We start from the raw sequence: 13470 nt of genomic DNA on the forward strand, positions 1-13470 counted from the left end.
CCAATTATCGCAATGATTGCGTCTGCATTATTTCATGGCGCATGGTGGGTAGCTCCAAGTGCTTATTTTATAGGCATTGCCGCCATTGTGATATCAGGAATCATGTTGAAAAAAACACGTATGTTTGCAGGAGATCCTGCGCCATTTGTAATGGAACTTCCATCTTATCATATGCCAACGCTTACTCATCTGTTTCGCTCTATGTGGGAGCGTGCATCTTCCTTTATCAAAAAGGCAGGTACCATTATTTTACTGTCATCTATCGTGATATGGGCTGGTTCTGTGTTTGGTATGGTCAATGGATCTTTTGGTTTTGATTTAGATATGGAATTAGAAAACAGTATGCTGGGAATGCTTGGCAATGTAGTAAGCTGGATATTTATACCGCTTGGCTTTGGGAACATTAAAGCAACAATTGCGACGATTATGGGACTTGTCGCCAAAGAAGAAGTTGTCGGAGTATTTGGTGTTCTTGATTTTGAAGGCATGAGTCAGTTGGCAGCGTATTCCTTCTTGTGCTTTAATTTATTATGTGCACCCTGCTTTGCGGCAATCGGTGCGATCAGAAGAGAAATGAACTCCGCCAAATGGACACTATTTGCGATAGGTTATCAATGTAGCTTTGCATATGCTGTTTCCCTGATGATTTATCAATTTGGATCACTATTTACAGGAGAAGGACATATGTCTGGATTGATCTTTGCGACTCTGATATTCTGTTTTATGATATACATGCTATTTAAACCATATAAAGAATTTATAAAACCACGTAAAATCATACGGGTTTAAGGAGGTATGGACATGCATTTATTATTTGATTATTTATCAACATTGATTGTATCGTTATTATTAATTGGACTAGTTGTTTTAATCATATATCGTATGAGAAAAGACAAAAAACAGGGAAAATCCTGCTGTGGTGGGAATTGTGGACATTGCCAGATGGGTTGTCACCATCATGACTCAAACATATAATGTGTGTAAATGAGTGATAAGAAGTGAATTATCCTGCAATAATACAAAACATTGCTAAAAATGACAAGATATTACTTTTCTAATAAGATATAATAGAAGTTGTAATAAGCACGAAGCAGGAACAAACAGCTTCCAACTAATAAACCCTGTATTTGGCATAACATGACCATGAGTTCAGAGGTTGTTTGTACTTACTATGTGAGGATAGTAAGTGGAATCCTATGATTTGTGCAAAGAAATGATTCTTAATCCCTTTCGAGAATCATTTTTTTTATGCTTTTTTTATGATACAATGAAGGCATGTGGAAAGGGATGTTGTCATGAAGAAATTATGTCTGGTCTTTTTTTTATTATGTCTGAGTTGTTTTGGATGTACGGCTTCTAACACAGAAGGCAATAAAGAACCTATTTATTTTTTATTTGCGACGCCTTTATCCAATCATACTTTATGGCTTCAGGCCAAGCAGGGAATGGAAGATGCATGTAAAGAACTAAAAATCTATTGTGATTGGAAAGGACCAACAGGTATTGATACAAAAGAAATGGAGAATGTGATTCTGGCAGGCATTTTACAAAAATGTGATGGCATTATTACACAGGGAGTGATTGATCCTTCTTTGATTGAACAGGGGAAGAATCAGGGAATACCTTTTGTACTGGTAGATTCAGGAATCAAAGACAGTAAGCCATTAGCAACCATCACAAAGGACTTTGATCAACAGGCAGACCTTTTATTAGATGATATAGAAAAAACGCTTGGAAAGGATGAAAAACTGTATATTGGCATACAGGTATCCCAGTTAAGCTTTGATCTTGCTCAGGGACAACTCCATGCAGTAGAAAAAGTATTTCAAAAACATAAAGGTGGCTATGAAATCATCGCCATCAGTGAATCCAAGTCAGATAAACTGCATGCCAGAGAAGAATGGCAAAAAGTATTAAACAAGAAAATGAATGTCGCATTAAACTTTGCAGGAGAAGGTGCGGCAGGCTGTATAGAAGCAATGAATGATGAAAACAGCAGTAAAGATTTGCTCGTATATGGTGTAGATGATATGAAAGATACTCTGGCATTTATCAAAGAAGGAAAGGTAAAAGGAAGTGTTGTCACCAGCTTTTATAATTATGGATATGAAGGTGTAAAAATTCTATATGATGACATTGTGTATGGAAAAAATCCAGAAAGCTCACAAATTGGAGCGAAGCTGATGCTGATCAATAGTGACAATATCGCATCTTATAAACAAATCAGGTGATTCTATGAAAAAGAAAAGTTTTAAAAGAACAATTTTCAGCTATAACCTGTTGTTAATTTCGATTCTGTTGATTGTGACAGGTATGTATATCATCATCAACCATCACACCCTTCAAAAATATAATGCCACTTATACCGCTTATAACCAGTTGAATAAATTCTATACTAACGTAAAGCTGATGAATGATTCTTTTCAGGGATATCTATATAATCCAAGTGATGAGAATTATCAATTATACAAAGATGCGAAAAAAGAGAGTTATCAAAATTTAGAAAATATCCAGGAAAGTTTGGACAATATGGATATCGAATGGCGTTTTACATCACTTAGAAATATGTTAGATGCCTATGTAAAACAGGCAGATATCGTAAAAAAAGAAAACATGCAGCCCAATGATACTTTTAATGAAGCATATGAAACATTAACAACCTATTATGCGTTGATTGATCATACCAATGCAGATAGCTATGGATATCTGACACAGGATATGCAGGTACAAAAATCAGCAGTACATAAATATCAACAGATCGTACAGCTGGTCACTTTGTTTCTATTATTATATGTAAGTATCTGGATGGTATATTTCTCCATTACAACGCTTCGTTCTTTAACAGACCCCATTGATAAAATTATCAAGAATATGAATCGTATCAAACAGGGTACATATGATTTAACACAGATTTCTAATGTGAATACCGAAATGAATGCCTTATGTATTGAATTAGAAGATATGGCAGGACGTGTGCAGGAGAATATCAGCTACGCAAAAGAAAAGGCCGAACTGGAAAAACGGGTGCTGGAACAGCAAAATGAGAATCTGAAGAAAGATGAGCTGCTTGCGCAAAGTGAATTAAAGATCCTGCAAAATCAAATCAATCCTCACTTTTTATTCAATACCTTAAATATGATATATAAAATGGCGTACCAGGAAGGAGCCATGCAGACAAGTGAATTAATGGAAAAAACCAGCCAGCTGCTTCGTTATGGATTAGACAGTGCCAATAAAATCAGTGATTTACATAAAGAATTAAAAGCCATAGAAAACTATAACTATATTCAGGAAAAACGTTATGGCGGACGTATTCATTTTCTAATTGAACAAGAGGAGGATGTAGAAAACATCGCTATGCCTAGTATGATACTACAGCCCCTTGTAGAAAATGCTGTTACCCATGGATTAAAAGATGTCACAGAAGATGGAGAAGTTAGTATAGAAGTAGGAAGCTATCAGGATGAGGTCATCATTAGTATCGCTGACAATGGTGTGGGAATATCTCCACAAAAACTAGAAAAACTGATATTAAATGATTTTCAGGTAGATGAAGATGAACGCAGTCACTTGGGACTTTATAATGTCACTAAGCGATTAAAAGCATTTTTTCACGATCGTGTAAAAATCATTGTGGATAGTGATATCGATTGTGGTTTTGAGATAACGATCAGAATCAGAGAGGGAGAAGATGTATGATAAAGATAATGGTCATAGAAGATGAGAAAATTGAACGTGAAACTTTGGTAAAGATTTTAGAAGAACATATCCCAAATGTAGAAGTGTGTCAGGCGATGAATGGAGAAGAAGCGCTACAGCTATATGAAAAAAAACAGCCCTCCATTATATTAGCGGATATCAATATTCCTAAATTCAGTGGTTTAGAGGTAATTCGCCGGATTCAATCTTATGGAAAGGATTGTGAATTTTTGATTTTATCTAGTTATGATTATTTCGCATATGCACAAGAAGCAATTCGCCTAGGGGTTGATGATTTTATCTTAAAGCCATATAATATTGCGGATATGTTACAGGCGGTAGAAAAAGTCATGGAAAAGCAGAAAGTGAAGAGTGTAGAAAAACAGACCAAAAATGAGTTGTTAGATAAACTTGAAAAATATACCCCGATCATGGAGAATGAATGCTTCTATAAGATCATGTCTAATGAAGATGATTTATCATTGAAACAGGCATTGTTATTGCTGGATAAACAAATTGTTTGTGGTTTTTGTATCGTAGGAACCAAGGAAGATGTACAACAGGATATGAAGGCTTTCTTTTATCAAGAGGATAATCGTATCATTACCGGGAAATTACATGGAGAATATATCACTTTTATATTTTTAAAACACTGGTTATTCCCTAAGGAAAAGGAAAAACTACATCAGAAATTTGAAGCATGGAAACAAATAGATCCTGCCTTACAGGTGGGCAGTATTGAAGAGGATATTCATATTTATGAATCATATCGTAAAGCTAAAAATAATACACTGGCTCAGTTTGCAAATGATCAAAAAGAGCCACAGAACAATGGCAATAAGGATGAATTGATACAGAAAATGATACAGGCATTTGATGATATCGAAGAAGAGAAGGTAAAAAAATATACACTTGATTATACCCAATCATTATTAGCGAGTGAAAAAGCCGTAATGGAAGAAGATATCCAACAGCTGATGGATTCTATATTTATACATCTAAAAGAAACCTATGCTGATATGGAAATATCACCGATTGCTCCTATACAGCTGAGCGCTACCTCTTTTCAGGAAGTGAATTTGTTTATACATATGAATATTATGAAATATTATCAGGATATGCTATCGTATCGATTCAAGAATACCAATCATCTTGTTCGTCAGGCTTTAAAATTCATTGATGCCAATTATCGGCGCCCTATCACATTGAATGATATGGCAGAAGCTTTGGATGTTTCTCCCTTTTATATTAGTAAGCTGTTAAATACAAGTATGAAAAAAACGTTCACAGAGCTGGTCAGTGAACGTCGTGTAGAGGCAAGTAAAGAACTGTTGAAAACCAACAAAAGAATCAAAGAAATCGCTTATGAAGTTGGTTTTCAGGGGCAGAACTATTTTACAAAAATCTTTAAGAAGTATACCGGAGTTACACCAAAAGTATATAAAAATACTTTTGAAAAGGAAGAAATCTAAAAAAATTTCTATAAATAACAACAATTTACTATATTTTTGTTGTATAATAATAGTTGCAGATAAGACCAATCATACTATCTGCAATACCATAATGTAAGGTTGTTACCAGCCAACCTTAAATTAATCCTTTTTCTTTAAAAAAGTTCCCGCTTCTCCCAGAGCGGGGCTTTTTTATTTTACCTCGACATTGAAGAATAATGCTTTGAAGCGTGGATCTGCTTTCAAAGCTTTTTTTATTTCAGGTGCCAACGTTTTTTCATCATCTGATGAAAATTGCAATCCAATGCCCGCTTTCTTTTCAAAGTGGATGCTTTCATGATATGCTTCTACAAATGATATGATTTCATTTTGCATTAGCGCACAATTGATTACGATCATGATCTATTCTCCTTTCTGTATTTCTTTTGCAACATAGCTGGTTAATAAATCAGCAAATACCAAAAAGAAAACCTGATTTTCTAAATATTTATGCATATTCTGGTTTCTGCTGTTAGGCAGCCAAATCACATGTTTTGCATATTTCTTTATAGATGTTTTATCATTCATGGTAATTAGAATGATGGAAACTTCTCTATCTTTAAATTCATCAATAAATTCCTTGGCACTATCACCTTCTGCAGTAAATAACAGTACGACGTCTTCAGAAGTAATAAAATGTTTGATTTCATGTCGATCATCAGCATTAAAGGCAATGGATGGTTTCGCCAGTTTCAACATATTATATTGAAATGATTGTGCAGGTAAATAACTTTTGTGCATACCAATCGTCACAACATTTCTAGCTTGTGCGATTTCTTTAGCAATCATCTGTAAATCATCATCTTTTAACACATTGCGCATTTGCAGTATAAGATTGCTGTAAGACTCTAAAATACTTTCGCTGCCGCCTTCATTTGTTAATGACTGTTTTTCACTTCGATAAATATCGAATTTAAATTCACTATAAGATGGATAACCCAGCTTTTGGATAAAACGAGTTAATGAGGCTTGTGAGATGCCATATTCTTTCGCAAGATTTGTAATGGTTGCGTTACGGAAAATTGCATCCGCATTTTTTGTGACCAGATCTACGATATGCAGATCGGTTTTTGTAAACGAGCTTTTCTTTAAATCAATTAATTCATAAGGATTCATTTTTCATCACCAGATTCATCATAACTGATTCGTTTGTTTAAATCAATATAAATATCTCATTTAGCTAGATTAATGATTTTTTGAATGAACTTATCAGCTTCTCCAATTTGAAGTCTTGAATTAAATGTTTCAAAATATTTTCCATATTCTTCTTCAGGGACAAAATAGTTACAATAATTTCCACTATAACAGATAAAAATGACAATTTTATTTGGAAAAGCCGCTTTTATTTTTTTTCCAAATGCGCTTAAAATATCCCCAGGTAAAGTAATTATCATGATGTTACCATAATCGATAATCAATGAACGAAGTTGCAAGGTAAACTTTCCCATAGCTTCTTTGATATCACATTTATGTAAAAATAAATCTTTCATGGGATTTGTATCATCAGCTTCAACACGTTTTCTAATCGATAAATGAATTGGATCATTTTTAAAATCAGATGTACTATCGTATGCGATATCTTTAAGTTCACATTGATCTAAAGTGATGTTTTCTGTTGTTTTTTTCTGGTTATATTGTTGGAGAATCGCGTGCGCAATCTGATCTAAATCTTCATGACCATCTCGATAAAATCTGGTGGAAACATCTCCACATGTGCCATTACTGATAAAAACAGGAGCTTGTAGTTGTTCTTCTAATTGATTTCGTACATGTCCTAATAAATCAGCACTCAATAAAAGATTATTGCCATTTAGTAATGTAGGATGTGTACTGATATTTACAAAGCTTCCGATTAATTGATTGTTATGAAAGAATTTTAATACATGAAATGATTTATCACTCCAGCCATCTTTTACATTACGATTGCCATATAGTCCATCTATCATACAAGTTTCATATTGTAAAGTACTTATTTGCATGTGCTGATGACAATATAACAGATCTTTTTTTATTTGTTCTTTTAGGTTTTGGGTCAACGCTGTTTCAGCCGGAACCGATTCAAATGTCAATTTAAAGTAACAGGGGGCTGAATGTGTATGAATACAGCTGATGATGATTTGATGCTTTGCAATACCAATAATCTTAGATACTTCTTCCTGAATTTCTTCTACAAAACTTTTTTCAAGACAAATACAGTCAATCATCGCAAACAGTATCACTTTTTGATCAACTTCTAAACTCATATAATTCACCTGTATAGGATCTAAAACTCCAGTACTTTTTTGTTTTCTATCGTAACCTCCCATTCTGCAAGATCTATCAGGAGTTACATCCCGTTTAAAGAAACTAGTCTTCATACTTTTATCTCTCCTTTCTTCACTAATATTAAAACACATGAAAAAGCAAAATGCAAATATAATTCAAAAAAATTAAAAAAAGTATTGAATGGTTCATTCAAATATGCTAGACTGTAATTGTGGTTGGAAGCGATAACATTTCTTAGGTGCACATAAGAAGCGTTATCAAATAACCGATTTAGGAAACTTCAGCAAATAGCTGGAAAGGAGAGAAAGGATTTTTATGTCTGAATCAAAACAAGGAATTATGGATAGATTCCAGGGGTTTATGGAAGAAAAAATATTGCCGTTCGCTACAAAACTGGGAAATCAGCGTCATATGGCAGCCATTCGTGATGGGATGTCTATTTTAATCCCATTAACAATTATTGGAGGTCTTGCAATGATACTTGCTATTCCTCCAGTACCTGCTGGATTAGAAAATACAAACTTCTTCAATGGATTATTATTAGGCTGGCAGTCTTGGGCTGCAACCTATAACGCAACACTGATGATACCTTATTACTTAACGATTGGAATTATTTCTATATACGTTGTAGCTGGTGTATCTTATCGTTTGGCAAAATCATATGAAATGGATGGTATTAATAATATGATTGCCGCATTGCTTGTATTCTTATGTATCGCAGGTTTTCCTGATGGAGCAACGATCCAGGCAGGTCAACTGGGTGCTGGCGCAATGTTTACTGGTTTATTAATTGCGATTATTGTTGTGGAAATCAACCGTTTCTTTATCAAAAAGAATATTTGTATTAAGATGCCTGCAGCAGTACCTCCAAATGTTGCCGCACCATTTAACGTATTATTACCATTAGGATTTAATGTTATTTTATTTTTATTCTTAAATATGTTAAGTACTGATCTTACTGGTGGTGGATTAACAATGCTGATCTATAAATTATTCCAGCCATTGATTTCAGCATCAGGAAGTTTACCAAGTATTTTACTGATCAACTTCTTAATGACAACCTTCTGGTTCTTTGGTATTCATGGTGCAAACATGGTTTCCGTAGTTGTTAGTCCAATAACAACAATGGGATTGGCTTTAAATGCTGATGCATATGCAAATAATTTACCTTTACCACAGATTTTCTCTGGTGCAGTCAATAGTGTGTTTGGAAACTGGATTACCTATACGGCAATGTTAATCGTCATGTTGTTGATGTGTAAATCTGCACAGATGAAGAGTGTATCTCGTGTTGCACTGATACCTACTTTGTTTAATATCAATGAACCAATGATTTTCGGTATTCCTACAGTATTAAATGTATTTACATATATGCCATTATTGATCTGTTCCATGTTAAATTTCTCTGTAGCATATTTATTGATGGACGCAAATATTATTGGACGTTTCTTTGTGACATTGCCATTTACAGTGCCAGGACCTTTACAGGCATTCTTGGCAACGATGGATTGGAAAACGATCATTGTATGGTTTGCGCTGCTGGTTGTTGACTGCTTTATTGTTTTCCCATTCTTGAAAACATATGATAAACAGCTGCTGGCAAAGGAAGCACAGGAAGAAGCATAAAACGAAAAAGGGCTCAGCTTGCTGGTAAGCTGGGTTCTTTATTTCTGGGAGGTAATTATGGAAATTGGTATGATTTTATTAAAACAAATCATTATGATGTTTATATTCATGTTGATTGGTGTAATGCTTTATAAACGTAAAAAGCTTACCGTACAAGGCTCTAAAGAATTTGGAAACTTATTATTATATGTAGTGATTCCACTTGTGATCATAAAAAGCTTTTGCGTAGAAAAAACGGATATACGGGTACAGGGATTGTTTTTATCCGCTATGCTATCTGTATTATCCTTATTACTTGCGATAACGATATCTTATCTATTATTCAAAAAGGTTCATCCATTAGATAACTTTGCGTCCTGTTTTTCTAATGCCGGATTTATTGGTATTCCATTGGTACAAGCCGCAATTGGTGAAAATGCAGTGTTTTATATAGCCGCATATATTGCTTTGTTAAATATCTTGCAATGGACCTATGGCTTATTTATTATGACACAGGATCAACAAGTTATTTCATTTAAAAAACTGTTCATGAATCCCATTGTGATATCTACCATCCTTGGTTGTGTAATTTTCTTTTGCAAGCTGCCGATGCCGGAAATGGGAAATACCCTGTTACAGGCAGTTGCTGGGTTAAATACTCCTTTGGCTATGTTGATTAGTGGCGTATATTTGGCACAGATATCATTTTTATCCATGTTTCATGATAAAAAATTGTTTTTTTCAAGTATGGTACGATTGCTGATTATACCATTGTTTACATTATGTATGATGCGCTTATTTCCATTTATATCTAAGGAAATACGTTTGGCCATCCTAATCGCCGCAAGTGCGCCGGTAGGCAGTAATATCGCAATTTTTGCTTCTTTATATGATAAAGAATATTTATATAGTGTCAAAACGATATGTTTATCCACAATATTATCAATGATTACACTACCATTTATTATCACAATTGCCCAAAGCTGGCTTTAAGAAAGGAGATCACAATGAAATTAATAATCAATGCAGATGATTTTGGCTATACCAAAGGAGTAACAGAAGGCATTATTTATGGATATAAGAATGGAATCATACGCTCTACTACCGTATTAACGAATATGCCATATATCGCTTATGGTGCAGAATTGATTGAAGATTTACCTGATTTGGGAATGGGGGTTCATTTAACCTTGACACTTGGTAAATCTTTAACCGGTGCACCCTCTTTAACATTAAACAACGGATATTTTAAAAATAAGAAGCAATTCTATGAAACACTTGATCAAATAAAGCCTGAAGAAGTATATGAAGAATTTAAAGCGCAAATAGAAAAATTTATTGATATATTTCATAAAAAACCAGATCATCTTGATTCTCATCATAGTGTACATGATGCAAAAGGAATGTTGCCTATATCAGAAAAACTGGCGAAAGAATATGCTCTTCCAATGAGAAGATATTCTGATTTCACATTTGTGACAGGATTTTATGATCAAACTGCTACGGTTGAAGCTTTGATTTCTTTACTTGCATCACACAAGGAAGAAAATATTGAAATTATGACGCATCCTGGATATTGTGATTTAGAATTATATCGTTCATCAAGTTATCATACAGCTCGTGTAAAAGAATTGGATGTTTTATGCGATAAGCAGTTGATAAAATTTATTGAACAACACCACATCCAACTTACGAATTATGGAAACCGATAGATAACTTCAGGGATTGAATCTTTGAAAATCGTTTTTTATTTATCATATTAAAATATTGAAAAATAATTCAGAAAAATATCATCTAAAAAAATAGCGCAATTCCTTTTTCACAAAGGCTTGCGCTATTTTTTTATTTTGTTAATTCTAAGAATTCATCAATACGTTTGGCAGCTGTATCCAATGCACTTCTCCAGAAGTTGATATCTGTTAAATCAATATCCATGATATCAGCTACTTCTTCCACATCCATCACTGTTGTGGCTTTTAGCATTTCACGATATTTATCCACAAAGGCATCGCCCATTTCCTGATATTTTACAACTAGACCTCTTGCGAATAAACCGCCAAATGCATAAGGGAAGTTATAGAAATTCAAATCAGCAGAATAGTAATGTGACTTATTGATCCACATATATGGATGCAAATATTCTGGATCAAGTCCATCTCCATACGCTTCTTTCTGTGCTTCCAGCATAATGTTTTTTAATTCTTCAGCATTTAAGAATTCATTTTTACGTCTTTCAAATACTTCCTGTTCAAATAAGAAACGAGAATAGATATCACACATAATCTGAGTTAAATCCTGCAGCTGTGTTTCAATTAATACGATTTTTTCATCATGATCAGCAGCATCAATTGCCGCATTCATAATGATATTTTCATTAAATGTACTTGCTGTTTCTGCCACTGGCATTGAATAATCCCAATTTAATGGACGGTGATCTTCAATCATCAAGCCATGATAAGCATGTCCTAGCTCATGCGCCAGCGTCACAATATCACCTAATGAGCCATCATAATTGGTTAAGACACGGCTTTGTTTCACAAATGGAAGGTTTTCACAGAAGGCGCCACCGACTTTTCCTTTTTTCGGATAGAAATCAATCCATGATTCATCAAATGCACGCTCCATCATATCTGCCATATCATCCGCAAATGGTCTGAAATGATCTAACAGATATTGTTTTGCTTCATCGATACTATAACGTTTATGATTTTCACCAAGTGGTGCAAATAAATCATACCAAGGAAGCCCATTTGCATGTCCCAGTAATTTTGCTTTCTGTTTTAAATATGCATGAAATTTAGGGAAATATTCTTTCATCGCTGTAAACATGGCATCTAATGTTTCTTTTTTCATACGGGATTGATGTAACGTCATATCTAATGGGGAAGTATAGCCACGTAATTCACTAATCGTATTTGCTTGTCCTTTGATACTGTTTAAAGCAAAAGCAATACTATCTTTAACCTGTTCATAAGAAGTAAGTTCTGCTTCATAGGCATCTTTTCTAACCTGTGGATCTCCATCATAGGCAAGATTTCTTACAGCGGACAGATTACTGTCTTCTCCACGATATACCACATTCATGGTAGAAGTCACAAATTCACGCAAGTTAGACCAGGCACTGCCGGCATTTAAATCCATCTTGGAAATGACATCTTCCACTTCATCACTCAACTGATATTTTGCATCACGTTTCGTGCTTTTCAATAAATAAGCATAAGCATGCAACTGTTCATTTTCTTCGATATAAGCATCTAATGCTTCTGTTTCCGCAATATAGCGGTTAAAGATAGAAATCGCTTTACTGATAGAAGCAGTCAGTGCCATCAAACGTGTTTGATAGTTTGAAGTTTCTACATCTGTTGTATCCGTGCTTTGACGCAAATTCACATATACGAATAGCGGATATTCTAATAATTGTAAACGTTCTAATAAATCCATCATGGTACAAAGTGTTTTCACTTCATCATCGCGAGTCAAAGATTTGCTGTATTCTTTGATTTCATTAATTAAATTTGTAAGCTTATCCAGATCCTGTGTAAATTCAGGATCATCGTATCCTTTATACAGGATATCTAACGACCATTCTTTCATAAAAAAACTCCTTTTTTTCATCATTTTCTATTATATCACGGATGAATAGAAATATGCGCTATGATAAAGAAGTTTTTCTGGCATGTACATAAATTAAATAAGCAATCGTGATCAAAAAGATGCTGTAAATGACAATCACCGGTAATGAAACCGTGACAGCTTCAAATAAAGTAATAGAACCAAATAACAGAAAGAAATAAGAACTGCCTACTTTTACAGTATTTTGACTTACATGTGAGAATATTAATTTACCCGCAAAGATACCAATTAGATTTGCAAGGAATAAGCCGAAAGCACCACCCAGAAAGACAGCCATATGTGCATCCATATGATCAGCCGCAAGGGCAACGGTCGCAAGTTGTGTTTTATCCCCTAATTCCGCAAGCATAAAGGTAAAAGCAATGGACAATACAGGAAAACGAACGGAAATATCTTTTCCTTCCTCCTCTTTACCATCTCTAAGATTCCATAAGCCAAAACCCAAAAACATCATCGCAGCTGCCATTTTTACAACTTTGATAGGAATATAATCACCAATTAAATCACCAGCGCATACAGATAAAGCAGATATCATACAGATACCAAGTCCCATTCCAATGACTACATTGCGCGTCTTATAACGATTGCATAAGGCCATCATCATAAGCTGTGTTTTATCTGCCATTTCGGCAAGAAATACTAATATAAATGTATGAAATAACATGTTATCACCAATAAAGCTTATGTGCTGATTTCACAATTATGTCTTTTTTTGACGGGACAAAACAAGATTAATTTTACTAAATATTCTAAAAATAACTATTATACACTAATATAT

13 protein-coding genes are annotated in these 13470 nt (G+C 34.2%); 8 read left to right on the plus strand and 5 right to left on the minus strand.

Translation table 11 applies throughout. The annotated features are described in order from the left end of the window. The 5 genes from DW114_RS18650 to DW114_RS18670 form a co-directional block, all read left to right on the plus strand. The coding region (locus DW114_RS18650) for a nucleoside recognition domain-containing protein (RefSeq protein ID WP_147323142.1) at window positions 1–789 on the plus strand (789 nt) is incomplete at its 5' end. Window positions 790–801: 12 nt separating this feature from the next. Further along, a complete protein-coding gene (locus tag DW114_RS18655) occupies window positions 802–975 on the plus strand; it encodes a FeoB-associated Cys-rich membrane protein (RefSeq protein ID WP_117455511.1) in 174 nt (57 codons plus the stop codon). A gap of 320 nt (window positions 976–1295) precedes the next feature. Beyond that, on the plus strand, window positions 1296–2231 hold the full coding sequence (locus DW114_RS18660; protein WP_117455513.1) for a substrate-binding domain-containing protein: 936 nt from the start codon (window positions 1296–1298) through the stop codon (window positions 2229–2231). A 4-nt stretch (window positions 2232–2235) separates the two neighbouring features. Further along, window positions 2236–3699, plus strand: a complete 1464-nt coding sequence (locus DW114_RS18665) for a sensor histidine kinase (RefSeq protein WP_117455515.1) — start codon at window positions 2236–2238, stop codon at window positions 3697–3699. After that, complete coding sequence (locus DW114_RS18670; protein WP_117455517.1) at window positions 3696–5171, plus strand: response regulator transcription factor; 1476 nt, start codon at window positions 3696–3698, stop codon at window positions 5169–5171. The genes DW114_RS18665 and DW114_RS18670 overlap by 4 nt, the downstream gene beginning before the upstream one ends. 171 nt (window positions 5172–5342) lie before the next feature. Here DW114_RS18670 and DW114_RS18675 read toward each other — a convergent pair whose 3' ends face one another. From DW114_RS18675 to DW114_RS18685, 3 genes are read right to left on the minus strand one after another with little or no spacing between them, the layout of a single operon-like run. Beyond that, on the minus strand, window positions 5343–5549 hold the full coding sequence (locus DW114_RS18675) for a hypothetical protein (protein ID WP_117455519.1): 207 nt from the start codon (window positions 5547–5549) through the stop codon (window positions 5343–5345). A 3-nt stretch (window positions 5550–5552) separates the two neighbouring features. Further along, entirely contained in the window at window positions 5553–6305 is a 753-nt protein-coding gene (locus tag DW114_RS18680; protein WP_117455521.1) for a MurR/RpiR family transcriptional regulator, read from the minus strand. A 56-nt stretch (window positions 6306–6361) separates the two neighbouring features. Next, complete coding sequence (locus tag DW114_RS18685; RefSeq protein WP_147322655.1) at window positions 6362–7432, minus strand: hypothetical protein; 1071 nt, start codon at window positions 7430–7432, stop codon at window positions 6362–6364. 337 nt (window positions 7433–7769) lie between these two features. On the opposite strand from DW114_RS18685, the gene DW114_RS18690 reads away from it, so the two are divergent. Genes DW114_RS18690 through chbG form a run of 3 tightly spaced genes read left to right on the plus strand, consistent with a single transcriptional unit; the run spans window position 7770 to window position 10771 of the window. Next, window positions 7770–9080, plus strand: coding sequence for a PTS sugar transporter subunit IIC (locus DW114_RS18690; protein WP_117455525.1), 1311 nt, complete (start codon window positions 7770–7772; stop codon window positions 9078–9080). Between the two features lie 57 nt (window positions 9081–9137). Beyond that, a complete protein-coding gene (locus DW114_RS18695; protein ID WP_117455527.1) occupies window positions 9138–10052 on the plus strand; it encodes an AEC family transporter in 915 nt (304 codons plus the stop codon). A 14-nt stretch (window positions 10053–10066) separates the two neighbouring features. Continuing rightward, a complete protein-coding gene (gene chbG / locus DW114_RS18700; RefSeq protein ID WP_117455530.1) occupies window positions 10067–10771 on the plus strand; it encodes a chitin disaccharide deacetylase in 705 nt (234 codons plus the stop codon). Window positions 10772–10901: 130 nt separating this feature from the next. On the opposite strand, the gene DW114_RS18705 is transcribed toward chbG, so the two are convergent. Continuing rightward, the gene (locus DW114_RS18705) at window positions 10902–12653 is read right to left on the minus strand and encodes a M3 family oligoendopeptidase (RefSeq protein ID WP_117455532.1); all 1752 of its coding nucleotides are present in this window, start codon (window positions 12651–12653) and stop codon (window positions 10902–10904) included. Between the two features lie 58 nt (window positions 12654–12711). Beyond that, entirely contained in the window at window positions 12712–13356 is a 645-nt protein-coding gene (locus DW114_RS18710) for a TMEM165/GDT1 family protein (protein WP_117455534.1), read from the minus strand. Window positions 13357–13470 lie beyond the last annotated feature (114 nt).

This window comes from Absiella sp. AM09-50 (genome assembly GCF_003433845.1).
Classification (GTDB): domain Bacteria; phylum Bacillota_I; class Bacilli_A; order Erysipelotrichales; family Erysipelotrichaceae; genus Hoskinsella; species Hoskinsella hominis.

Bases quoted from the DNA above. Each gene is read 5' to 3' on its own strand.
- DW114_RS18685 (WP_147322655.1), bottom strand. From the start codon at position 7,432: ATGAGTTTAGAAGTTGATCAAAAAGTGATACTGTTTGCGATGATTGAC.
- chbG (WP_117455530.1), top strand. From the start codon at position 10,067: ATGAAATTAATAATCAATGCAGATGATTTTGGCTATACCAAAGGAGTA.
- DW114_RS18690 (WP_117455525.1), top strand. From the start codon at position 7,770: ATGTCTGAATCAAAACAAGGAATTATGGATAGATTCCAGGGGTTTATG.
- DW114_RS18710 (WP_117455534.1), bottom strand. From the start codon at position 13,356: ATGTTATTTCATACATTTATATTAGTATTTCTTGCCGAAATGGCAGAT.
- DW114_RS18670 (WP_117455517.1), top strand. From the start codon at position 3,696: ATGATAAAGATAATGGTCATAGAAGATGAGAAAATTGAACGTGAAACT.
- DW114_RS18680 (WP_117455521.1), bottom strand. From the start codon at position 6,305: ATGAATCCTTATGAATTAATTGATTTAAAGAAAAGCTCGTTTACAAAA.
- DW114_RS18655 (WP_117455511.1), top strand. From the start codon at position 802: ATGCATTTATTATTTGATTATTTATCAACATTGATTGTATCGTTATTA.
- DW114_RS18660 (WP_117455513.1), top strand. From the start codon at position 1,296: ATGAAGAAATTATGTCTGGTCTTTTTTTTATTATGTCTGAGTTGTTTT.
- DW114_RS18695 (WP_117455527.1), top strand. From the start codon at position 9,138: ATGGAAATTGGTATGATTTTATTAAAACAAATCATTATGATGTTTATA.
- DW114_RS18675 (WP_117455519.1), bottom strand. From the start codon at position 5,549: ATGATCGTAATCAATTGTGCGCTAATGCAAAATGAAATCATATCATTT.
- DW114_RS18665 (WP_117455515.1), top strand. From the start codon at position 2,236: ATGAAAAAGAAAAGTTTTAAAAGAACAATTTTCAGCTATAACCTGTTG.
- DW114_RS18705 (WP_117455532.1), bottom strand. From the start codon at position 12,653: ATGAAAGAATGGTCGTTAGATATCCTGTATAAAGGATACGATGATCCT.